This window comes from Bradyrhizobium iriomotense (genome assembly GCF_030160715.1).
GTDB lineage: Bacteria > Pseudomonadota > Alphaproteobacteria > Rhizobiales > Xanthobacteraceae > Bradyrhizobium > Bradyrhizobium iriomotense.
Window position 1 is genome coordinate 20,332 of record NZ_BSOW01000004.1, and the last position, 23,863, is coordinate 44,194.

At 61.8% G+C, this 23,863-nt stretch carries 17 protein-coding genes and 2 pseudogenes; 12 read left to right on the forward strand and 7 right to left on the reverse strand.

What is annotated here, in order from left to right; all coding sequences use genetic code 11:
• Positions 1-131: 131 nt before the first annotated feature.
• Positions 132-2,306 carry a TonB-dependent receptor gene (locus tag QQL28_RS06645; protein ID WP_284263535.1) on the reverse strand — a complete coding sequence of 725 codons (2,175 nt, stop codon included), beginning with the start codon at positions 2,304-2,306 and terminating at the stop codon, positions 132-134.
• A gap of 322 nt (positions 2,307-2,628) precedes the next feature.
• Here QQL28_RS06645 and QQL28_RS06650 point away from each other — a divergent pair, with 322 nt between their 5' ends.
• Positions 2,629-3,294, forward strand: coding sequence for a hypothetical protein (locus QQL28_RS06650; RefSeq protein ID WP_284262568.1), 666 nt, complete (start codon positions 2,629-2,631; stop codon positions 3,292-3,294).
• A gap of 388 nt (positions 3,295-3,682) precedes the next feature.
• Here the strand turns inward: QQL28_RS06650 and QQL28_RS06655 are convergent, their stop codons facing one another.
• From QQL28_RS06655 to QQL28_RS06670, 4 genes and pseudogenes are all read right to left on the reverse strand, one after another.
• Entirely contained in the window at positions 3,683-4,000 is a 318-nt protein-coding gene (locus tag QQL28_RS06655; RefSeq protein WP_284262570.1) for a 2Fe-2S iron-sulfur cluster-binding protein, read from the reverse strand.
• Between the two features lie 3 nt (positions 4,001-4,003).
• On the reverse strand, positions 4,004-5,293 hold the full coding sequence (locus QQL28_RS06660; RefSeq protein WP_284262572.1) for an NAD(P)/FAD-dependent oxidoreductase: 1,290 nt from the start codon (positions 5,291-5,293) through the stop codon (positions 4,004-4,006).
• The gene (locus QQL28_RS06665; protein WP_284262574.1) at positions 5,290-5,874 is read right to left on the reverse strand and encodes a cupin domain-containing protein; all 585 of its coding nucleotides are present in this window, start codon (positions 5,872-5,874) and stop codon (positions 5,290-5,292) included. Before QQL28_RS06665 ends, QQL28_RS06660 begins: the two co-directional genes overlap by 4 nt.
• Positions 5,852-6,184: pseudogene (locus QQL28_RS06670) on the reverse strand (RraA family protein); the annotation flags it as partial. The pseudogene QQL28_RS06670 and the gene QQL28_RS06665, both read right to left, overlap by 23 nt.
• A gap of 652 nt (positions 6,185-6,836) precedes the next feature.
• Between QQL28_RS06670 and QQL28_RS46450 the strand changes: the two are divergent.
• The 6 genes and pseudogenes from QQL28_RS46450 to QQL28_RS06695 form a co-directional block, all read left to right on the forward strand.
• Positions 6,837-7,250 (forward strand): annotated as a pseudogene (locus QQL28_RS46450) (hypothetical protein); the annotation flags it as partial.
• Entirely contained in the window at positions 7,251-10,163 is a 2,913-nt protein-coding gene (locus QQL28_RS06675) for an EAL domain-containing protein (protein WP_488798567.1), read from the forward strand.
• 330 nt (positions 10,164-10,493) lie between these two features.
• Positions 10,494-11,735 (forward strand): FAD-dependent oxidoreductase, encoded by a 1,242-nt coding sequence (locus QQL28_RS06680; protein ID WP_284262577.1) that lies wholly within the window; start codon positions 10,494-10,496, stop codon positions 11,733-11,735.
• 9 nt (positions 11,736-11,744) lie between these two features.
• Complete coding sequence (locus QQL28_RS06685) at positions 11,745-12,020, forward strand: sarcosine oxidase subunit delta (protein WP_284262579.1); 276 nt, start codon at positions 11,745-11,747, stop codon at positions 12,018-12,020.
• Positions 12,017-14,911: a 2Fe-2S iron-sulfur cluster-binding protein gene (locus QQL28_RS06690; protein ID WP_284262581.1), complete on the forward strand. Its 2,895-nt coding sequence runs from the start codon at positions 12,017-12,019 to the stop codon at positions 14,909-14,911. Before QQL28_RS06685 ends, QQL28_RS06690 begins: the two co-directional genes overlap by 4 nt.
• Before the next feature lies 1 nt (position 14,912).
• Positions 14,913-15,560 carry a hypothetical protein gene (locus QQL28_RS06695; protein ID WP_284262584.1) on the forward strand — a complete coding sequence of 216 codons (648 nt, stop codon included), beginning with the start codon at positions 14,913-14,915 and terminating at the stop codon, positions 15,558-15,560.
• Positions 15,561-15,605: 45 nt separating this feature from the next.
• Here the strand turns inward: QQL28_RS06695 and QQL28_RS06700 are convergent, their stop codons facing one another.
• Complete coding sequence (locus QQL28_RS06700; RefSeq protein ID WP_284262586.1) at positions 15,606-16,502, reverse strand: LysR family transcriptional regulator; 897 nt, start codon at positions 16,500-16,502, stop codon at positions 15,606-15,608.
• Positions 16,503-16,578: 76 nt separating this feature from the next.
• Positions 16,579-16,791, reverse strand: a complete 213-nt coding sequence (locus QQL28_RS06705; protein WP_284263640.1) for a hypothetical protein — start codon at positions 16,789-16,791, stop codon at positions 16,579-16,581.
• Between QQL28_RS06705 and QQL28_RS06710 the strand changes: the two genes are divergently transcribed.
• The 5 genes from QQL28_RS06710 (at position 16,733) to QQL28_RS06730 (ending at position 23,753) form a co-directional block, all read left to right on the forward strand.
• Complete coding sequence (locus QQL28_RS06710; RefSeq protein ID WP_284263541.1) at positions 16,733-17,911, forward strand: pyridoxal phosphate-dependent aminotransferase; 1,179 nt, start codon at positions 16,733-16,735, stop codon at positions 17,909-17,911. The two genes, QQL28_RS06705 and QQL28_RS06710, sit on opposite strands and share 59 nt — an antisense overlap.
• A 66-nt stretch (positions 17,912-17,977) precedes the next feature.
• Positions 17,978-18,751, forward strand: a complete 774-nt coding sequence (locus tag QQL28_RS06715) for an aspartate dehydrogenase domain-containing protein (RefSeq protein WP_284262588.1) — start codon at positions 17,978-17,980, stop codon at positions 18,749-18,751.
• Between the two features lie 88 nt (positions 18,752-18,839).
• Positions 18,840-20,912: a hydantoinase/oxoprolinase family protein gene (locus QQL28_RS06720; protein WP_284262590.1), complete on the forward strand. Its 2,073-nt coding sequence runs from the start codon at positions 18,840-18,842 to the stop codon at positions 20,910-20,912.
• On the forward strand, positions 20,905-22,584 hold the full coding sequence (locus QQL28_RS06725) for a hydantoinase B/oxoprolinase family protein (protein ID WP_284262592.1): 1,680 nt from the start codon (positions 20,905-20,907) through the stop codon (positions 22,582-22,584). Before QQL28_RS06720 ends, QQL28_RS06725 begins: the two co-directional genes overlap by 8 nt.
• A gap of 14 nt (positions 22,585-22,598) precedes the next feature.
• Positions 22,599-23,753 carry an ABC transporter substrate-binding protein gene (locus tag QQL28_RS06730; protein WP_284262594.1) on the forward strand — a complete coding sequence of 385 codons (1,155 nt, stop codon included), beginning with the start codon at positions 22,599-22,601 and terminating at the stop codon, positions 23,751-23,753.
• The last annotated feature ends 110 nt before the right edge of the window (positions 23,754-23,863 follow it).

A 23,863-nucleotide genomic window follows, 5' to 3' on the forward strand; every position in this document is an offset into this window, starting at 1 on the left:
CGGACACGACCGGCTGCGCGCGATACATATTGCATCGGTCGAACGGGCGTTCTCGGCCGATCAGAGCATCCGCTCTATGTCAGATTTCTTCAGTATTTGTGACGGCCAGTCAGCGCCCGTTGTCGCTGCGATCAAAATCGTGCCGCCACCGTCAGCCGCACCGCGAGGGGTTCGGCCGGATGGACGTGGCGATCAGCGACGCCGTCGATGGGCTCTCCCGGCAGGCGCGACAGATAAAAATATTCGATCTGGTTGGTCTGGGCGTTGAAGAGGTTGAGCACGTCGAGTTGCAGCCGCAGGCCATTGTCGAATCTGTAGCCGGCGCGCGCATTGAAGATGAGCGACGACCGCGAACGGACGCTGTCGTCCTCGATCAGGGGACGCGGACCAAAATAGCGGGCCTTGAGCGTGCCGAACCAGCCAGTGTCGCCACCGAGGGTGACTGCACCGCTTGCCACCCACGCCGGTGCGCCGGGGATGCGGGCCCCGGCGGGGTCGAAATCGGTGAAGCGCGCGCGGGTATGGGCCACGTCGAGATCGACCGTCATCCAGGGCAAGGGCTTGTACTGGTTCGTCCACTCCACACCGACGCGGCGGCTGGGCCGGCTCGGCTCGGTGGTGCCGGCGTCCCCGACGAACAACAGCTCCGAGTCGAAGTCGAGCACGAATAGTGCGAGCGAACTGGTGAGACCCTCGATCGCCCTGGTGCGGATACCGAGTTCGGCGCCGCGCGAGCGCACGAGCAGCGGCACGCGATCGAGCGGCGTCACCTTGTCGTTGGGATCGACGGTGATGGTCGCGCCGCGGATATCGTTGCTGTGCAGGCCGTAGCCGGCATTGCCGTAGAACTCGGTCTTGTACCAGGGACCGAGCACGAGACCGGTCTTCGGGCTCGCCATCGAGGCCTGCGCGTTGCCCGAATTCTGCGGCGCATCGCTGAACACATGTCCGGCGAAAAAATCCTCGCGGATGCCGATCGTGGTGCGCAGCCAGTCGGTCCAGCGCATGGTCGTGTCGGTCCAGAGGCCGACATTGCCCTCCTGCACGCGGTCATCGCGTACGGTCGAGAGCCACGTGCGCTGCTCCGTCTTGAACAGGCCGACATGGATATCGTCGTAGCGGCTCTGCACGCCAACGCGGGTTTGTGCCTCGACGCCGGCAAAGCGCCAATCGAATGTATGCCGCGCATCGATGCCACCGAAACTGCGGCGGTCGAGCTGGCTGAACTGGTCGCCGTTGAGGGGGGTGTCGAGAAAGTAGGTGAAATCGTTGAAGAGCCGCAGGTCGGAGCGCACGACATAGGTGCTGATATTGGTCTGGCCGTAGTCGCCCGACTGCGCCCAATTGCCGGACAGACTGAATCGGCTGGACCTGCCGCCATCGGTCGGATCGAGCGTGCCGAAGCGATTGATCAGGCCCTGGTCGATCGCGCGTTGGGCGACCTGGTCGGTCGAATTCCAGCCATTGGAGTAGGCCATCGCCGCCAGCGTCAGGCCGTCGGTCACGGTGCCCTGGCTGTAGCGCAGGACGCCGTTCAGCTTGCGGACATCGTCCGGCACGTCCCAGGGTCCGTCATATTTGGCCGCCTCGACCGCCGCCAGCAGGGTGCCATCGTCAACGCGGCTCGATCCCGCCGCCAGTGCGCGTCGATAGCCGAAACTGCCGAAGCTTATCTCCGCGATGTTGTGCTGCAGCTTGTTGACGTAGTCGATCGCCACAGCGCCGGCGGAGGCGAAGTCGCCCTGGTCGGCGAAATACGGTCCCTTGCGGACATTGACCGACTGGATCAGCTCGGGGATCAGGAAATTGATGTCGGCGTAGCCTTGCCCATGCCCATGCGTCGGCATGTTGACGGGCATGCCGTCAACGCTGATTGCGAGATCGGTGCCGTGGTCGAGATTGAAGCCGCGCAGAAAGTACTGGTTGGCTTTGCCTTCGCCGGAGTGCTGCGTGACGATCAGGCCTGGCACAACTTCCAGTGCCTCGCCGGGCCGCGAGAACGGAATTGCGTTCACCTCGCGGCCGCTGATGCGAATGGCGCTCGCGGCGGTGGGCTGCAAGGCAGGCGCGCCGATTGGCGCCGCATTGGCCACGACGCCGCTCTCGGTCGGGCTCTCCGTGCGAGCGGCGGCCCGATTGCGCAGAGCCCCGCCTTTCGGCGGTCGTTTGCGGGTGAGCCGCTTGGGATGCTGATCCTCCGGCGCCGCAACGGCGACCGGCGGAAGCTCGGCGGGCGCGACCAGGCTACGCTCTTGGGCCGCGATCGGAAGCGTGCACAGGGCGGATGATGCGGCGGCGGAAAACATCCGCAACAAGGCCCCACGCACCACCACGTCTCCGCACGATAACCTGTTCAACAAAGCCACACTTATAGCAGACGAGTATGACGATGCAGCAACAATGTCATACTGGCGTTCGGCGGCCGTGGGGAGTCGTGGAATGCCGGATCGCGATAGGTCGTGGAAACATTAGGGAGGTGACCGCCACTTCGCACAGGTGTCACATGGGCAGCCGATAAGCCTTGCTCGCACCGGTGCCCCGTGCCTGACAAGCCCGCTTTGTCTTGCTTGCGCAGGGCGCCAGTTTGAGAATTTGCGGGTTGCTACCAACTGGCCAATGACGAGGGACATGAGAGAGCATAAGGCGACGCGGCGGATATCGCTGTGGCTCGCGGTGTGGGTGCCTTTGCTCGGTGTTTCCGCCTCGGCTCCGGCGCGGCCGGCGGAATTCGCAGATATCGACGCACCAGGCTTCATCGAGCCAGCCTCCAGCCGCCCACTTTTAGAGTCTCCCGTAACGGCGGCACCGGCGGTCGATCCTGCGGCGCCAACGCCGTCTCACATCAAGCGGGAGGAAATGAGTGGCAATCCGCTCTGGGCCATCCCGCTTGCAGCACTGTCGACGACGGGCGAACGGCCGATCTTTTCGGCCTCGCGGCGGCGGCCGCCGCCACCCGTGGTTTCGGTAGCTGCGTCGAAAGCGCCGCCGATGCCACCGAGCCCGCCGCCGGTCGAGCTGCGGCTCGCATTGGTTGGGACGATTGTCGGCATCGATCAGAGTGTCGGGATTTTTGTCGACGAGACGAACAAGGCCACGCTGCGTCTGAAGCTCGATGAAGATTATCTAGGCTGGAGGCTTCGTTCTGTGAATCGCACCGAGGTGACGATGGTGCGCGGTGAACTGACCGAGACGCTGACATTCTCGAAAGCAGGCAGAGGCTCGCCCGCGATGAGGCCGGCGGTTGCGGAAAGTGGGGTGGGGCGTGGCAGCTCGCACACGCCTCAGTATGATTGAGTGAGCCAATCCAATTGATGGTTGGCGTCGAGGATCGGCTGCACGGCGGGACCGTCGGGTGAGGAGGCGACTGGATGCCGATGAGGGGTCTCAGTAAAGTCCGAGACAAAATCTATGATGGCGCCACTACGAAACGTGGCGTGTCGCGATCCGAGCGACCGCAAGGGATGCTTCACCGCCTCAGCGTCCAGCCGTATTCCTGATGGGGAATCGTGATGGCCTACCACTCGATCTGCCGATTTCCAGGCAACTCCAGCCTGTCACTTCAATTCACACTCGATCGCTCCAAGGCGAAAAGAAGTTTGATATATCAATCTCTTGGGTGATTAGTTGTGAGCGCGCTCCGCGCGGAGCTGCCGCGGGGCGCGGCAGAGAACGCGCATCGTGTTCAAGTTTCCGGCGCGATCTCCGCGGACATCATGCCCATCTCGGCCTTCACGACGATCTGACACGACAGGCGAGAATTCGTCCGCCGATGGTCCGATGAATCGAGCAGGTCGTTTTCTTCATCAGAAATTGGCGGCAGAAGATCGGGTCTTTCGACCTCCAGATACACGTGGCAAGTCGCACAGGAGCGGCAGCCGCCGCAAAGGGCAGCGAGTTCGCCAACGCCGGCGTTGCGGATGTTTTCCATGATGGTGATGCCGGCGGCCGCTTCGATCCGTCGGCGCGATCCGCTCGGCGTGATGACCAGTAGGTTCGTCATGTTTCAGGAAACTCCCTGACGCGCGGTGGCGTCCTGCTCGATGAATTGACCGTCTACGGCGGGAGGAATGAGAGCCTTCAGCGGCGTCTCCGTATCCGCGAGACGATCGGCACTGACGGTGGCTCGCGTTGCAACCAACCTCTTTCCGGCAACAAAGTCTTTGGCGTTGTTGACGCAGTCGATTGCCTGGAAGCGGCCTCCACGCAAATAGATTACCGAAAACTTCCTGGCGGCCTGGTCGCCGCGGATGACGACTTCGTCATATCCTGCCGAAAGGCCGGCCGTCTGAAGCCTGAGGTCGTATTGATCCGACCAGAACCAGGGCGTCGCGGAGTAACGCTCGGGCCTTCCGACGATCGCCTTTGCCACGCAATTGGCCTGATCGGAGGCGTTCTGCACCGATTCAAGTCGAATTCGTGTGCCTTCCTGAGCAAAGGTATTTGTATGTCGGGCGCAATCGCCAACCGCGTATATGTTCGGGAGGCTTGTCCGGCAAAACTCATCCACCTCGACGCCGTCTCGGCATCGAGCACCGGCTGCGGCGAGTGGCTCGAGGTTGGGTAGGATTCCGATGCCGACGATCACCATCTCGGCTGGCAGGACCTCGCCCTCATCGAGAAGAACGCCTGCCACGCGGCCCGATTTTCCGATCAGCTCGCGAACCCTGGCATTGAGCCGGAGATCGACCCCATGCGCGCGATGCTCGCGCTCGTAGAACCGGGACAGCTCGTCGCCGGCAACCCGCGCCAGCACTCGGTCCATTGCCTCCAGTAAAGTGACACGTTTCCCGAGCTTGGTGAGAACTGCGGCTGCCTCGAGGCCGATGTAGCCGCCGCCTATCACGCAGATGTCGCGCGCCTGCGCAAGCTCGGTAGCAATGGCGTCGACGTCGGCCCGTGATCGAATCTGATGTACGCCGGCAAGATCGCCGCCCGGACAGGGCAGGGATCGTGGTCGACCTCCTGCGGCCCAGATCAGATTGACATAGCTATAGCAGGAGCCGTCAGCGCAGGTGACGGTCTGGGATCGGGGATCGATCGTTTCCACGCGACGACCAGGCAACATGGCGATCGCATTGTCGGTCCAAAACTCCGCCGGGCGGAGCAGAAGACGGTCAAAACTCTTGGTGCCGCCGAGATAGTCCTTGGAAAGCGGTGGACGTTCATAGGGCAACTCGGGCTCGTCACCGATGATGGCAATTGATCCGACATGACCATGCTGGCGCAGGAAGATCGCCGTGTGCGCGCCGGCATGGCCGGCTCCGACAATGAGCGCCTCGAAAGGGAGGCTCATCGCAATGTGCCCTGGTCGTCCCGTACGGCGCCGATTAGCACGAAGGCCAACGTGGCGGAATTTTCGCCTTTGTTGCGCCAGGCGTGGCGGGTGCCGCACTGGATGGCGACGTCGCCTTGTCGCAGATGCACTTCGGCGCCATCGTCGAGTTCGAGCCAGATCTCGCCCTCGAGCACGATGTCATAGTCGATTGTATCGGTCGTATGCATGCCCGGGTTGTGGGCTTCGAAGCATTCAGCGAGCCCAGGAATGTGCTCAGCCAATTCGGGCCCCGCGCCTTCGGGGTTGAAATCCGGTGATGTGAACACCGAGTCCGGCGGAAATCGGACGATCATCAACCGCGTTGCACCGGGAGCAGGTGGAATGGTGACGCGGGGAGGAGCAGGCTCGGCTTGATCAAGCGGCAGCGAGGGTATCGGCGCCGTGGCCCAGATCACGGAACTCATGTGCCCAGGAATCGAGGCGTAGCAGTGTGCGTTCGGCGGCGCGTCGTCGGACAGAAACACCGACTTGCCGTTCCTGATTCCCGTCACGACGCGGCGCGGCATCGCTCGAAGCTCAGAGTTCGTTCGCGTCGACATATCGCAGTCCTTTCTCCTTCAAGCGTGCGCGCATGTTGTTGATGTCCAGCCCGAGCTCTCCGGCGGCATAGCGGCGGCGCAACGCCTCCTCCTTCTCCTCGCGCGCACGCGCCTTGGCGAGCACGCCGGCGGCCTCCAAGCGGGCGACGATGCAGACCCCATCATCATCGGCGAGGACGACGTCGCCAGGACTGACCCGCGCGCCGGCGCACACGATCGGCACCTGCACATTGGCGAGGGTCTCTTTGACCGTCCCCTGAGCCGAGACGGCTTTCGACCAGACCGGGAACTTCATTTCCGCGAGGCTGCGTCTTGTTGCGATATCCGGTCCATGCGATTCGATCTCTGCATCATAATTCCACCACGCGGACGGTCGGTTCAACGCGGAGGCCAGTTCGGGCCGAGTGGAATTCTATCCATTTTGCGCAAAATCTATCCGGATAGCGTGGCGTCGTGGGCTCTCGATCGGAGAGTCGCCACAAACGGGGCATTGTCGCGCTCAAGCTTTATTTCACATCATTTCCCGGCGAGCTTGGGCGGATTTCGCGCTTGTTCAGATTGATGGGCCTGACGACTGGGGACGGGTAGTTACCTCGCGCTGAGCATGGTCGTGATCTGCTTTCCGCGAGGGCTAACCAGAATACTATACTTGCCGAGGCACTCGGCGTGACCGGGCATCGCGGGGAGAGGCGTTAAACGTCGCCTGCACGTGCAGTGTCAGGCCTTTCGTGTCGACGAGTCCGTTTTACGAAGCATTTATCCGAATCGCGAAGCCGGCGCGGGCGCAGGTAACCTTGGATTCAGCGCCACTCCGCTAGGCTGGTGAGGGTGGCCGGGAGCGGCCGGGGACAACGCTTGCGGACTTGGCGGTAGTCGAGATCATGAAGACGTCGGGATCGACCGGCCTGGACGCGGCCCAGCTGGCGTCTTCGCGATGCGAGAAGTCTGCGCCCGACGCCACGATGTGGCATCTGCCGACGACGGAGGCGCCGCCGCTCGCAGACGAGGTGATCACCCCCGCCCAGATTTCCGTAGAACCACGGAGGTCCTCCGACCGTCTGCCGCTTGAACACGCCTTACTCGAACACGCGCCGTGCGGGGTCGTGCTCGTCGATGGCGAATGCCGTCATTTTCTGCACTTCAACGAACGCGCAAGCGCCGATCTCGGCTATTCCCGCGAGGAGTTCGCGCGGCTTCGGCCCGCCGATCTAATCGGGTGCCAGGCAACAGATGCCGACGCGCGTCTTTCGACGGATGCAGTGGACCGTGTTTGGCGCGCGCCCGGCGGAAAGCCCGTGTTGCTGCGTCATAAAAGCGGCGCTTTGCAGCCCACCGACATCACATGCAAAGCGATTGCCTGGCAAGGGCGTGATTGCGTGTTAGCGTTTCTGACGAGCGCGACGGAGCGATCGGCATTGCAGGAGCAGCTTGCCATCCAGGAGAAATACTATCGGGCTCTTCTTGCTAGCATTCCGTCGCCGGCTTGGCTGATCGACGTGAATGGTCGCTTCATGGCGGTGAATTCCATCTATGCCTGGGATCTCAGGGGGGTAAGCCCGGACGAGCTGATCGGAAAGCGGTTGCACGACGTTTGGCCCGGGCGGATTGCGCAAGGGCTTTGGGAGACCAACTATCGGGTGATAGCGTCGCGGCAGCCGCAGCAGTTCGAAAGGCGCTTGGTCATAGCAGGCCGCGAGCGGATCGTATCGGCATCACTGTCTCCCATCTTTTGGAAGGGCGAGGTGATCGGGGTTGCGGGCGTCGCCCACGACATCACCGATCTCAGGAACACGATCGACGAGCTGAACGAACGAGAGACGCAGCTCCGCACCTTGACCGAGAACTCTCCGGACTGTGTCATCCGCCTGGATCAGGGCGAACGGTTCACCTACGTCAATCCTGCCTTCGCGCAGATGTTGAGGCTCCCTCAGGAGGCCATCCTCGGCCGGGCTTACAGCAGCGTCCTGCCGACGGACGCGGCTTCGCGGGCTCTGCTTGATCTCATTCGGAAAGTGATCGTAAGCGGGGTATCCGGCGAGGTCGAAGTTCAGCTCCGCGTACGGCGCGAGGGAGCGGGCATCGACGTTCGCACCCACCATGTCCTCGTCGTGGCGGAGCGCGATCGCGGCGGCGCCATCCGTGGCGCCCTTGCGATCGGTCGGGATATTACCGAACGGCGCCGGATGGAGGAGCAACTCGCCGTGCGCGAGCAGGAATTCCGGACGCTCGCCGAGAACTCACCGGACAATGTGATCCGCTTCGACCGCGAGGGGCGCCTGATCTACATCAATTCGCACTATTCGCGCATGATGGATGTGCGCCCCGAGGCGGTCTATGGGAAGCTGCTGACCGAGATCTATCCATCGGGCGGAGCGGATCTCGAAGGGTTCATGAATGTCATCGAGGCGGTGGCGCTCACAGGCGAGTCGACCGCGCTCGAATTGCAGGTGCCGGTGCCGGGCGTTGGCTTTCGCACGCACCACATCTCCATAGTCGCGGAACGCGACCGGCAGGGGATCGTCCAGGGCGTCTTGGCGATCGGGCGCGATATCACGGAACGGCGCGGCATGGAGGAGCAACTCGCGCAGCGGGAGCAGGAATTCCGCGCGCTGGCAGAGAATTCACCAGATGCGATCGTGCGGTTCGACGCCGATCTGAGGCGGCTTTACATCAATCCGGCGGGGCGGGAGTTCACAGGTCCCAGCCGGAACTACGGCGTGGGGCTCACGCCTGACCAGGGCTCTCCGATCCTTGATTTGGTGCGATACAAGGCTCTGCTGCGGGAGGTCTTCGATACCGGTGAGCAGCGTGAAGGCGAGTTTCAGGTCCGCAAGCTCAACGGAATAGGCACCGTGAATACGCATTTCGTGCCGGAATTCGGCGAGGGCGGACAGGTGAAGACCGTGCTCGCCGTCTCGCGCGACATTACGGCCTCGGTCTCGCAGCGCGAGCGCATCCAGCGGCTCGCCTATTCCGATTCCTTGACCGGGCTTGCCAATCGCGCGCTGTTCTATGAGCGCGCCCGGGGCGAGCCCGGCCCGGAATCAGTCCGATGTCGCGGCGTCGGATTGATGCTGCTGGACATAGATCACTTCAAGGATGTGAACGACACGCTCGGCCATAGCAAGGGCGACGAGCTGCTTAAGGAGATCGCAGCACGATTGAGCACCTGCATTCGCGAGAAGGATACCTTGGCGCGCCTTGGTGGCGACGAGTTCGTGATCCTGATCCAGAACATGCGGGACGACGCCGAATTGCGCGAAATCGCCGAGCGCATCCAGCGCGCGATGGCGCCCGCGATACGTCTCGGGGATACCGAACTGTTCGTGTCTTGCAGCATCGGCATAACCACCGTGATGGACGGCGAAAGGAGCATTGACGAGCTGATGGGCTCGGCGGCCGAGGCGCTCTACGAGGCGAAGCGGAACGGTCGCAACAAGGCTCAGTTCTACCGGCCCGAGTTCTCCCAGAAGACGCAGGAAAAGGTCGTGCTCGGTCAGGCGCTTCGCCAGGCGATTGATCACCGCGAGTTTAGCCTGGTGTTTCAGCCGAAATGCCGGCTCGGCAACGGTCATCTCGTGGGCGTCGAGGCGCTGTTGCGTTGGCGCCATCCGACTCTCGGGTTGCTGCTGCCGGACCGGTTCATCCGCGTCGCCGAGCATTCCGGGCAGATCGTCGAGATCGGCCGCTGGGTGCTGGAGAGCGCCTGCAAGGCGATCGTGCGGTTCAACAAGAACCGCGCGCATCCGATCACGGTGGCGGTAAACATATCGCCGAAACAGATCACGACAGGCGCGCTGACAGGCCACATCAGGCAGGCGCTCGAGGCGAGCGGATGCCGGCCGGCGTGGCTGGAAATCGAGATCACCGAAGGGATCCTGCTCCAGGACAGCAAGAGCGTTCAGGAGACACTCTCGACGATTTCGAGCATGGGCGTTTCCATCGCCGTCGACGACTTCGGCACCGGCCATTCGGCGCTGGCCTATATAGATCGTTTCCCGATCAACGTCGTGAAGATCGATCGCTCCTTCACGATGAGCATCGATCGCGACCGCCGCAAGGCCGCCCTGGTCCGGGCGTTCGTCTCGCTAGCCGATGCGCTGGATCTGAGCGTGGTGGCGGAGGGTGTCGAGAATTCGGAGCAGGTGCGCCTGCTCCGCAGATTCGGTTGCGAGATCGGTCAGGGATACTTCTACAGCAAGCCGATGTCCGCGCCTGCGCTCGCGCGGCGATATGGTCTTCTGCGCGGCCGGGCAGTTCGACCAAGGCGAACAGCGCCACCTGAGTAGTACTCTTGCCGGCGAGCCAACAAGGCCAAGGCTCGCGTCCGCGGCGACAAATTCATATCGCGAATGCGAGACGACGGCCGGCCGGCGCTCTGCTGCTCCAGACGCCGCCGTCCCAGGGCTGGATTCCGCAAACTACTGCCGGGCAGTGCGCCCAGTGCCACCGCGATCCTCAATCGGCAACGAGCGCGGCGCGGCCGCCTTCGCCCGGCCCGCACCTGCAAAAAATATTTGAGGTCATTGATCCAGATAACGTTGCTTGCCGAGCCCAGCGACGGAGGCGAGCATGGGATGAAAACAAATCTTGATGTTCAATGAAGGCAGCCCAGTAACATGCCTCTCACGCTGCTCAAATATGGGCTGAAGCGCGACCACGTCCCACATCGCGAGATCCCTGCGACGCCGGATCTCAAGCGCAACTATGATGTCGTCATCGTCGGAGGCGGCGGGCACGGGCTGGCAGCTGCGCATTATCTCTCCAAATATCACGGCATCAGCAAGGTCGCCGTTCTGGAGAAGGGCTACCTCGCCGGCGGAAACACGGCGCGCAACACCACCACAATCCGTTCAAATTACATCACAAATCAATCGATACGGTTCTACAAGGAAGCCGTCTCTCTTTACGAGAACATGTCGCATGAGTTGAATTTCAACGTCATGTTCTCGCAGCGCGGCCAGCTGACGCTGGCGCACTCCGAGGCGACCCTTCGATCCTTCCATCTGCGCGCCGAGATGGGCAAGCACCATGGCACGCGGATCTCGGTCGTTGATCCGGCTCAGGTGAAGGAAATCTGCCCGCATCTCAACATGGACGAGGGTGGGCAGCACGAGGTCGTCGGCGGGCTCTGGCACGAGGACGGCGGCACCGCGCGGCACGACGCGGTCGCATGGGGTTATGCAGCGCAGGCCGCCAGGCGCGGCGTGGAAATCCATCAGCGGACCGAGGTGCTTGGCTTCGACAAGGTCGGCGACAGGGTCTCGTCCATCCGGACGAGCCGTGGAACGGTGAGCGTCGGGCACGTGATCCAGGCGGCCGGCGGTGCCAACCAGCACGTCGCGAAAATGGCCGGCATCGATATGCCCATTCGATCCTTTCCGTTGCAGGCGATGGTGACGCAGCCCCTGAAGCCGTTCCTCGATACGCTGGTGTCGTCGGCCAATCTTCATACCTATCTCGTTCAATCCTCCCGCGGCGAGATCGTTATCGGCGGCGGCTCGGATCCGTATCAATTGATTTCGACGCGCTCGACGCTGGATATCAAGGAGCAACTTGCTCACGGCGCACTGCAGCTGTTTCCGTTCCTGCATAATGTGAAACTGCTGAGGCAGTGGGCCGGCATCACCGACATGACGCCGGACTACACGCCGATCATGGGCGCCAGTCCGCTCAGAAACTATTGGCTCGATTGCGGCTGGGGGACGTGGGGATTCAAAGCGACACCTGTCGCGGGGAAATACATGGCTGACACTATCGCAAACGAACGGGTGGCCGACATCCTGCTTCCCTTCAGCCTGGATCGTTTCGAGAAGCTGGCTCTCATCAATGAAATGGGTGCTACGGCGGCAAGCCACTAGGAATCCCAGATGAAGATCATGAATTGCCCTTTGAACGGGCCGCGAAACATCAGCGAATTCACGTGTTTTGGGCCGGTTCACGACGCGTTCGACGCGCAATCCATCAGCGATTCCGGCTGGTCCCATTATCTCTTCTATCATGAGAACAAGGCCGGAATCATTCGCGAGTGGTGGCGGCATACGCCGTCCAATTATTTCTTTATCGCCGAGCGGCACACCGTCACCGACGAAATTGTCGCGACCTACAGCCCGAGCGAGCTCCCGCGCACCGAAAGCAAGTCATGATTCCGCGTCTACCCGTGCCATACGGGACCCGCATCAATCGAAGCGAGACTCTAACCTTCAGGTTCGAAGGCAAGACATTTCGCGGGCTCGCCGGCGATAGCCTGGCAAGCGCGCTCGTCGCGTCCGGCCAGTGGCTTATTTCCCGCTCGTTCAAATATCACAGGCCGAGAAGCGTCCTGACCATGGCGGGACAGGATGCGAATACGCTTGTCCAGGTGGCTGGGGAGCCAAACGTCCTGGCAGATGTCCATCCGCTTCGCGAGGGCCTCGAGGCGACGGCTCAGAATGTGAACGGCTCGCTCGACAACGACCGTGACGCGCTGCTCGATCGGCTCGGACGGTTCATGCCGGTCGGCTTCTACTACCGGACCTTCTTTGGCCCGGGCAAAAACAGCTGGCTGCGGCTCTGGGAACCACTCATCAGAAGGAAGGCCGGCCTTGGCAAGGTCGACGTCGCAGCGCCTCGCGCCCGTTACGAGAAGCAGAACCGCTTCTACGAGGTCCTGGTCGTCGGCGGCGGGCCCGCCGGCATGTCGGCGGCGATCGAAGCCGCCGCTGCAGGAGCGCGCGTCCTGCTGGTCGACGAGAATCCCGAGCTCGGCGGCTCCCTGACCTATGCGCGTTTCGATGACAAGCCGGAGGCAATTGCGCAGTCGCTTCGCGATTTGAGGCGGCAGGTCGAAGCGCATGCCGGCATCGATGTTTTGACGAGCGCCATCGCGAACGGCTGGTATGCCGACAATTGGGTTCCGGTCATCAGCGGGAATCGACTGCTCAAGGTGCGTGCGAAAGAGGTGATCCTTTGCACGGGGTCGCTCGACCAGCCGATTCCATTTCGCAACAACGATCTTCCCGGAATTTTGTTGGGGTCGGCCGCGCAGCGACTGATGCGGCATTATGCCGTGAAGCCGGGCCGGCGCGCGGTCGTTTTTGCTGGCAACCGAGACGGTTACCGGGTCGCGCTCGATCTCATCGCGGCTGGCGTCGAGGTTGCGGCGGTCGTCGATCCCCGCAGCACGCAGCAGCACGCCTCACTTGCCGAAGACCTCGCGGCGAAGGGCGTGCGGATTATTATGAACGCGACGGTGGTGGAAGCTGCGGGCACGGCGGGCAACAAGCATCTGAAGGCCGCGAGGATTGCGAGTGCGGGCAGCGGAACATCAGAGTGGATCGATTGCGATCTTCTGTCGGTTTCCTGCGCATATACGCCAACCTATCAGCTCGCGCTGCAGGCCGGGGCGAAGCTGAGCTATGACGATGGGGCAGCACAGTTCGCCCTCTCCAGTATCCCAGCGCATCTGACGCTGGCAGGATCCGTCGCTGGCAATTTTTCCCTTCCTTCGGTTCTCGCCGCGGGGCGCAAGGCAGGAGCCCTTGCCGCGAAAACGCTAGGCCTCCCCGGGCGCGACATCGACATGCCCAAGGACGACGAGCGAGGCGTCAGCAGCTTCGAGCTTCCCCTTGTCGGGCATCCGAAGGGGCGCGATTTCGTCGATTTCGATGAAGATCTGCAGATCAAAGACATCGTGGACGCTGTCCGAACCGGCTACAGCGAGCTCGAGCTGGTCAAGCGCTTCTCGACCGTCGGCATGGGGCCGTCGCAAGGCCGTCATTCGGCCTTGGCAACCGCCCGCATCGTGGCGCATGCCACAGAGCGCAAGGTTGCCGATATCGGCGTCACCACGTCGCGCCCACCTTTCGGACCCGAAAAACTCGGACTCCTCGCCGGGATTCAGCAGAGCCGCTATCGTCACACGTCAGTCCATCATCGCCACATCGACGCAGGTGCAAAGATGACGCCGGTGGGGGCCTGGTGGCGCCCGCTGTATTACGGCGATGAGAAGGCTCGCGATGCCGCGATCGTCGACGAGGTGAACCTCGTCAGGCAGCGCGTAGGCATGCTTGACGTCTCCACGCTCGGGAAGATCGAGCTGCGCGGACCGGACGCAGGCGTGCTTCTCGACCGCTTCTGTACGATGAACTACGCCAAGCAGCCGATCGGCAGGGTGCGATATTGTCTGACGCTGAACGAGATGGGCTCGGTCATTGACGATGGCGTGGCCTTCAGGATCGCGCAGGATCATTACTACGTCACGGCGACCACGGGCGGGGTGGATCGCATTTACGCCGACATGTGCTGGCACAACGTTCAGTGGGGACTCGACGTCGATATCCACAATGTAACCGGCGGCTTCGCGGCCTTTAACCTCACCGGGCCGCTCGCGCGGCAGGTTCTGCAGGCGACAGGAGGCATGGACGTCTCCTCCGAAGCGCTCCCCTTCCTGGGTGGTCGTGTCGGCCGGGTCGCGAATTGCCCGGTCCGGATCATGCGCATCGGCTATTCCGGCGAGCTCAGCTTTGAGCTGCATACGCCTCAATCCTATGGCGAGGCCTTGTGGGATGCTCTCATCGATGCGGGCAAGCCACTTGGACTACGTCCGTACGGCCTGGAAGCGTCGCGCATTCTGCGGCTGGAAAAGGGGCACATCATCATCGGCCAGGATACCGATGCCGTCAGCACGGCAGACGAGCTGGGAATGGAATGGGCCCTGGCGATGAAAAAGCCCTTCTTCATCGGCAAGAGATCGATCGAGCTGCTTCGCCGACTTCCTGCCAAGCGTCGACTGGTCGGCTTCGAACTCCCGGCATCGCTGCAAGACAAGCCGGACGAAGCTTGTCTGATCTTGCAAGGCGACGCGGCCGTCGGCCACGTCACGTCGACGTGCCTGTCACCTACTCTGGGAAAGTGGATTGGTCTGGCCTTCGTGCCGGCTGACCTCGCCGAGCAAGCCAAGGCCGTGACGATCAAGACCCGAAAGGGAACGCAGTTGCAGGCCCGAATCGTGTCTCCGCACTTCTTCGACCCCGAAAACAAGCGTCAGGACGTCTGATATGGCTTTTCTCGCGGCAGCCCGGCGCACGCCGTTCGGCGACGTGTATGCCGAATTCTCGGAAGGCGAAACGCGCTCCATCGATGAAGCTTCCCGCCAAGCAACAGTCTTGTTTGAGAGGAAAGGTGGCGGGCCAATCGATCTGCGGGATCTGACCCGGTATGGTCGTTTCGGGGTCAAGGGCAGAGGCGCCAGCGATTGGCTGCGATCCAAAGGGATTGCGTTCCCTGAGCGGATCAACACCCTGGCCCCGATCGCATCGCGGACGCTGGACATCGTTCGCCTTGGCGCGGAGGACTATTTGTTCCTGCCCCAATCCGTGGAGCAGTCGGCTTCCCTGAGCGCCTTGCGGACAGAATGGGAAGCTGACGGCCTTCCGCGCAAGGGCTTCAATGCCTGGCGGGAGGAGGTTTGGGCCTGGTTCCACATTAGTGGGACTGACGTGGCCGAGCTTCTCGCCAAGACCTGTCCGGTCGATCTGAATGCCGATCGCTTGCCGGTTCGGAGCGTTGTGCAGTCGCGGGTGGCGCAGATGGACTGCATACTGGCTCGCACGGACCGGGCCGGCAACCACGGCTTTGACTTGTTCTTTGATGTCGCCTCGGCAAGTTTCATGATGCGGAGCTTGCGAGAGCTCGGGATTGGATAGTTCGGACCTGCAACGAAACTGTGCGATCAAATGTCGCGGCCGCGCCTACGTTGAGGACGCTTCCTTCTCAAATTCGTGCTTGAGCCAACCAAAAACCTTGTGCGCTGGATGCCACAGAGGTTTGTCGGGAGAGCCTGTTAGCGCGAGGCACAGCGTGGTCTTCACCGTAGCCTTGCTCCAGCTAACGAGGCGGCCGGATTCGAGATAGGGCTGGCAATAGGACGAATAGGCAACGACGAAGCCCAGGTTCTGCGCGGCTGCCTCAAGGGCGGTCGCCGAATTGTCCACTTTCATGGCGGGGATATCGCCATCCAGATTGATGCCAAGGTCTGTCGCCCAGCGCTCCCAAACACTGTGCCGCCCCTGGGTGAATATTTTTCTCGACGCGTTCATAACATTCTGCAGCGTCGTGGTGGAAAGCTGCTCGATCAATGCGGGCGCGCACACGAGCTCAAGGTTTTCGGTCGGCAAGTGAGGTGTGTGCGGATCCAGATCGGAGACGTCGTGAACCTCTACCACGATGTCGGCCAATTCGGCGTTGGGATCGGTCCAGATCGCACTATTGAGACGGATCGAGACATTCGGGTTGTCGCTCAGGAAGCTGCCAAACCGGTTAGCCAGCCACAAGTTTAGAAACGAAATCGGGGCCGAGACGGTCACGGTGCGAGGCACATTCTTGCCGCGCAAGCCCTCAGTTGCCGCTGCCGCAAGATTGAGGGCTTCGGCAACACCGGGAAGGTAGGCTTCGCCCACTTCGGACAATTGCAGTCCATTTCGCCGGCGCACGAAAAGCTGCCGCGAAAGATAGGCCTCCAAGCCGCGCACACGCTGACTTATCGCGGCCTGCGTGCAATTCAACTCCTTGGCAGCCTCTGTGAAGCTCAGATGCCGCGCTGCCGCCTCAAACGCCTCAAGCCCGCTCAGGGGAGGCAAATTTCTCATAAACGACCGCCAAATGAAAACAGGGTCACTGGACCAGTTTTTATTTCTTGGACCTCCGGCCCGCAAGCCCTACCGATTATGACGTGGGGATGATCTTGGCGGCAAAGGCGCTGCATTGGTCGCAATCAGCACTTTGCGGATAAGACGGCAGAGGATGGCGGGCGTTGACGATGAATTCGATCCAGAGAAGGTTCGCCGAGCTCGCCACCGAAAACGCCCCCGGCCAGGAGGTGCGGCTCCAGTCGACGTCCTCGGAAAGCGCCTTCCTCGGGGGGGTGATCGAGGGCAAGCCGGTCGACTTCTCTCATGGCGATGTGGATGCGTTCCTCCCGGCCCCCGGGGCGCTCGATGCGTTCCTGGAAGGTTATCGCCGGGGCGGCTCCCAAGCCTACACCGAATATCTCGGCGACGCTGCAGTTCGCGATATCGTTGCGGACAGGCTCGGGGCCTTTACCGGTGCCCCGCCGTCGGCCGCCGAGGACCTGATCGTGACACCGGGAACGCAGGGCGCCCTGTTTCTGGCCATGGGGGCTACCGTGACCTCGGGGACCAAGGTTGCCGTGGTCGAGCCCGACTATTTCGCCAATCGGAAACTGGTGCGGTTCTTCGATGGCGTGCTGGTACCGGTCGAGCTGGACTATCTGGGATCGACGGGGCGGGCGGGCCTGAACCTGGATCAGCTCGAGGCGGCCTTCAGGGACGGCGCCCAGGTTCTCGTCCTCTCGAACCCGAACAATCCAACCGGCGTCATCTACTCGGAAGCCGAGATCGACGCGATTGCCCGGTTGGCCGACAAGTTCGGTGCGACGGTTATCGTCGACCAACTCTACTCGCGCCTGCTCTACGAAGGACACGCATATACCCATCTCCGGGCCCGGTCGGCAGCTCGGGAAAATCTCATCACGATCATGGGGCCTTCGAAGACGGAGTCGCTCAGCGGCTTTCGACTTGGCGTGGCCTTCGGGGCGAGCGCGATCGTCGAGCGCATGGCCAAGCTGCAAGCCATCGTTTCATTGCGCGCTGCAGGTTACAGTCAGGCTGTTCTCAATATCTGGCTCGCCGAGCCAGACGGTTGGATGCGTGACCGCATTCGGCAGCACCAGGCGATCCGCAACGATCTGGTCGGCATCCTCAGTGGCGTCGACGGACTTGCGCTGCGGACCCCCGAGGCTGGAAGCTACTTGTTTCCAAGGCTGCCGGAGCTGACGATTTCGTCGATCGATTTCGTGCGAGCCTTGCGGCAGCAGGCCGGCGTGACCGTGACTCCAGGCGTCGAGTTCGGGCCCCGCAGCTTCGAAAGCATCCGGTTCAATTACTCCCAGAATCATGAAGCGGCTGTCGCAGCGGTTGAGAGGACCGCTGCGCTGATCGACCGATATCGCGTTCAACGTGTCGCGCGGAGGGCGTGATCGCGTCGAACTCATGCGCTTGCCCATGCGTGCACTTCGCTTTGTCCCTGGCGGGAAGTTATCTCGATGAAGTATCGTAGGATCGGCATTGTCGGCGCGGGCCTCATCGGAAAGGCCATCTACGACGAAGTACTTCGATGCCAAGCAGAAGTGGCGTATGTTCTGGCGTCCCGCGCGGGTAGTTCTCCTAAGCGGATTCCCGAGGGGCTGGATCCCGGGCTCTGTACATCCGATCTCGAAGAAGCGTTGGCTCGACCGGTCGATATCGTGTTCGAGGCCGCTCATGCGGACGTGCTGGCGACGATCGCGCCGCGTGTCCTGGCGTCTTCCGATCTCTGCGGGTTCAGCTGCTCCGCTCTTGCCCGACCCGATGTCGAGCGCGGCATCACCGAGAGCTGCCGCGCGAACGGTACGCGGTTCATTTTGCCCCACGGAGCGATCCTGGGTCTCGATGGCCTCGTCGACGGACGCGACTGCATCGAAGACGTGACGATCACCACCACCAAGAGCGCCGCCGGCCTCGGCCTACAGGAAGGCGCTGATGGCGTCGTCTTCGAGGGGACCGCAAGAGAGGCCTGTCGGAAATTTCCGAGAAACGTGAACGTGCATGCCGCGATCGCAATTGCGGGCATCGGTTTTGACCGAACCAAGAGCGTCGTCGTGGTAAAGCCTGGAACCGACGAAATGCAGCATCGCGTTCAAGTTTCGGGGCAGGGGTTCGCCTGGTATTTCTCTGTCGCATCGCGCTCGCTTGGCGGCGTTACGGGGGCTTACACTCCGAGATCGGCTGCCGGATCGGTGCGGCGCATTCTGGCGTCCGAGGGGATCGTCAATGGTTAGCGGCAATCCAAAGATTGCCGATTGGCGGAAAGCTGCGTTCTGATGCCCAAGAACTCAAATCAAAGTGGGGCGAATAGGTAGGCCGATAATGCTTCAAAAAAACAGCTCGGGCGAAGACTGGGTCGTCGGCGTAGACGTCGGTGGTACATTTACCGACTTTTCGGCCCGGAACCTCGCGACCGGTCGAGTCCTCATTCACAAAAGGCCCTCCACACCGGATGATCCCTCGCGCGCAGTTCTTCATGGGCTGCGAGAGCTGACCGACAAGCATCGTATCGACCCAAAGGCGATTTCGCGTTTCGCGCACGGCACGACCGTCGCGACCAACGCACTGCTTCAGCGCAAAGGCGCGAAAGTGGCTCTGGTCACGACCAAGGGCTTTCGTGACCTCGTCGAGATTGGCCGTCAGGTTCGGCCGCATATTTATGACCTTCAACTCGATGCGCCACAGCCGCTGGCTTCGCGCGCGCTTCGCTTCGAGCTCGATGAGCGCATCGGCCCGGCGGGCGAGGTTGTTCGCGAGCTGTCCGACGCTTCCATCGATACCCTGATCGAGGAATTGCGAAAGCAGCCGCAGATCGAGGGGGTTGCGGTTTGCCTGATCTTCTCGTTCCTGAACCCCGCTCATGAAAAGCGCGTCGCTGCGTCGCTGCGTGCGGCATTCCCCAATATTTTCGTTTCCGTGTCCAGCGAGGTTCAGCCGGAGTTTCGCGAGTTCGAGCGCTTCTCCACCACCCTGATCAACGCGTTTCTTCAGCCCGAAGTCGGCCGCTACATGAATCGCCTGAAAGCCGAGGTGGCGACGGTCGCGCCAAACGCGGAGTTCGGCATTTTCCAGTCAAGCGGCGGGCTGATGTCGGTCGACAGGGCTGCGTATTTCCCGGTGCGGACAGCGCTGTCCGGGCCTGCCGCAGGAGCGGTTGGTGCGGCCGGTGCAGGCGCCATGTCCGACATTCTCGATATCATCACCCTGGATATCGGAGGCACCAGCACCGATGTCTGCCTCATCCAGTCCGGCAGGACGGCCATCGCGAGCACCCGAGACATTTCGGGCTTCCGAATCCGGTTGCCGATGGTGGATATTCACACCGTTGGGGCGGGTGGCGGATCCATCGCAAGGTTGGGCGAGGATGGCCTCCTGAAGGTAGGACCTGAGAGCGCTGGTGCGGTGCCGGGACCGGCCTGTTATCGCCGCGGGGGTACGCTTCCCACCGTCTCCGACGCCAACGTCATTCTCGGACGATTGCCTGTCACGCTCACCGGCGGAGACATGACAATCGATCGCGACGCTGCCGTCAAGGCGGTTGGGCCGATCGCATCCGAACTCGGCCTCAGTGTAGAAAAGGCAGCGTTGGGCATCGTCGGCATCGTCACGTCCAACATGGTTCGCGCCATTCGAGCGGTCACGATTGAAAGGGGATACGATCCGCGCAAATTCGTTCTCATGCCGTTCGGTGGCGCCGGTGGGCTGCACGCGGCCGACGTAGCGCGTTCACTAGGGATCAAGCGCATCATTGTCCCGCGCGCGCCAGGAATCTTGTGCGCCGAAGGCCTGATCTTGTCGGATCTGCAGGAAGACTTCGTTGCAAGCTGCCGGACCCGTGTCACTGGAGACATGGCAGCCGCCGCTGCCGTCGTCGCGGACCTTGTCCAACAGGGAGAAGGCTGGGTTGCCCAGGAAGGCGAGGGCGCTCTCGAAACTCGTCTCGTTCTGTCGCTCGACATGCGGTACGTCGGCCAGAACTACGAGCTTGGGGTTGAAGTTGCGAACGGCTCTGGACGTCCGGTTTTGCTGGGATCGGAGGAGCTGCGGGCGGCATTCTTCGCGGAATATCTGCGGGCCTACGGTCATTACGACGAGCAAGCGCCAATCGAGATCGTGAACGTCCGGCTTCGGACCATTGTCAAGCTTCCCCAGCGGCAGTCGGCAACCGAAACACCGGTCAAGCGGCTTGAGCCGCGCGATACCAAAGGTGCCTGGTTCGACGAAGCGGGACCCGTTTCGACGCCGATGTTCGACCGCTCGGGCCTTCCGGCGGGCACAACCATCAAGGGCCCGGCCATCATCACGCAGCTCGACTCGACCACCGTGGTCCCGCCCTGGGCTCAAATCACGGTCGATGCGGCCCTCAACATGATGATGGAAATCAACAATGTCTGAGATCGCGATTGATCCGATTTCCCTCGAGATTGCCTGGAACGGCCTGAAGTCGATTGCCGACGAATGCTTCATCAGCATCATGCGGAGCGCGTTTTCCACCAATGTGAAGGAGCGCCACGATCACTCGACAGCCATTGCCGACGCGCAGGGGCGGCTGGTGGTGCAGGCGGAAATGGCGCTGCCCATCCATCTCGCGTCGATGCGCGGTCTGATGAAGTTCATCCTGAACCGGTATGGCAACGACATCCACCCCGGCGACGTCTTCATCGCCAACGATCCGCACGTTGCCGGCGGCACGCATCTTCCCGACATCAACATGGCGATGCCGGTCTTCGAAGGCACCCGCCTGATCGGATTCGTGGCCAATATCATTCACCATGCCGATGTCGGCGGAGCGGCGGTCGGTTCGATGTCTGGTGGCCTCGACGAGATCTACAAGGAAGGACTGCGGATTCCGATCATCCGGCTCTACTCCAAGGGCGTGCTCAATGAAGACCTGCTGACGCTTCTGCTTCTCAACATGCGTCTGGAGGAGGAGCGCCGCGGCGACCTCAACGCACAGATCGCGGCCTGCAAACTGGGCGTGTCCAGGCTCGGGGATATGCTGCGAGAACATGGTGGCGACAGGATTTCCGCCATCTTCTCCGAGGTGATTACGCGCACCGAAATGCGGATGCGCAAGGCGATCGCCTCGCTGCCGGACGGCGTTTACTCCTTCACCGACTTCATGGACGATGACGGCGCGGGCACCGAGAACATCAAGATCGCGCTCAGGATCGAAAAGGCCGGCGATCGGATTCTTTTTGATTTCGAGGGCAGCGACCCGCAGGTGCGCGGCAATTTCAATATGGTCTTCAACGCGACCCAGTCTGCGGTGTGCTTCGCACTCAAGGCCTTGCTGGATCCGAACGTGCCGAACAATCAGGGCATCTTCGATGCGATCGAAATCAAGGCGCCGCCCGCTTCGTTCGTGAATTGCGTCGCACCGGCAGCGGTCGCGTTGCGCGCCAATTCCTGTCAACGGGTCGTCGACTGCGTGTTCGGCGCGCTCGCCGAGCAGATCCCGGACCGCGTTGTCGCCGGCACGAACGGCGCAAATACCAGTGCCGTGTTCGCCGGCACGGATCCGCGGACGGGGCAGCTCTACGTCTATCTCGAGACGCTCGGCGGCGGCATGGGTGCGCGCGCAACCTTCGACGGCAAGGACGGCGTCCAGGTCAACATCACCAACACGTCGAACCTTCCCGTTGAAGCGATCGAGCTCGAATATCCTCTCCGTGTCGAAGAATATTCCCTGATTGAGGATACCGGAGGGGCAGGTCGTTTCCGCGGAGGGCTCGGAATCCGCCGCACCATCCGGCCGATCGGTCACGTCTGCGAGTTCAACGGCGTCGGAGAGCGGTTCGTTCACAAGCCTTGGGGATTGTTCGGTGGCGAAGACGGCGCCACCGGCCGCTTCTACGTTCGCTCCGATGACGGGCAGGTCACCGGGCTTGCTGCCAAGGCTTGTTGCATTCGCCTGGAGCCGAATGATGTCGCGGTGCTCGAGACCGCGGGAGCCGGTGGCTACGGTCCCCCGGCCGAGCGGCGTGCCGAGGCGATCCGCGAAGATCTGGCGTCAGGCAAATTCTCTGATGAATACGTGAAGCAACATTATCCCAGCGGAGCCTGAGCTCCGCAGAATCTTTGTCCGGGCTAACGGCCGGACGGGTACCGAAAAATGACTCCGAAGATGAGCGCGCAGCAAGACAATTGTTCAACGTGAGACAGGAGAGACCGATGCAGAATTTCACGCGACGCAAAGTTCTGGCGCTGGGCGCCATGGGTGTGGCGATGCCGTGGGTTACCAAGGCAAGTGCCCAGGAGCGGAAGATCACTGTCGCTGCGTATAGCGACATCTTCGAAGATATCTACAAGAAAGCCGTCATCGAACCGTTCATGAAGGCAAACCCCGGAATCCGCGTGGACTACATGGGAATGCCGACATCGGCCCAGAATCTCGGGATGTTGCGCGCCCAGAAAGCCGCGCCTCAAATCGATGTTTGCATCATGGACGTCGTGGTCGCCAAGGCCGGCGGCGACGAAGGCATCTACAAGCCGGTAACCGCGGAACAGCTTCCGGTCATGAAGCAGTTGGTTCCCGCAGCGATTATCGAAGGCGTACCCGGTCCGGCCGTGACGTTCGATACAATCGTCATGATGTATGCCCTTAGCAAGTTCCCGACACCGCCGACGTCGTGGAAAGAGCTTTGGAACAAGCAGCATGCAGGTCGCATTGCGATCGATGCTCCTCCCAATTTGCTCGGAGTCGGACTGACGCTCATCGCCAACAAGCTGGCGGGAGGCGGGGACTATCGCCAGTCGATAGACAAGGGGATCCAGCTGCTGGGCGAGATGGCTCCGCTGGTCCAGACCTGGGATCCGAAACCAAATCCCTATGCAGCGGTTGCGAATGGGGTTGTCGATCTCGGCATCGGATATAATGCGCGCGCGCAAACGATCTCGAAGCAGAATGCCGATCGCATGGCAGTCGCAATGCCTGAAGAGGGATCGATCGCGCAAATCAACACGATCAACCTCGTCAACGGGTCCAAGCAGCCTGAGGCGGCTCTTCAGTTCATGTCATATGCCCTGAGCGCGGAAGCGCAGGCGACCTTCACCGAGGCGCTGTACTACGTGCCAACCAACAAGGGTGCTGCAATTTCCGAGGAGGCGCGGAAAAAGACGGCCGCAACACCCGAGCGCATGGCACGAATGATCGATGTCGATTGGATCGAAGTCGCCAAATTCAGGGACAAGATCACCGAGCAGTGGCGTCGGAACGTCATTAGCCGCAGCTAGGCCATGCCCCGGAAAGGTGTGGGCGGTCTTTCATGCCCAAAAGGCACTAAGGCGCGATGACGATCCATTAGAAGTTCATCGCGCCTTTTAGGTTTCCCGAAGATCGGCAT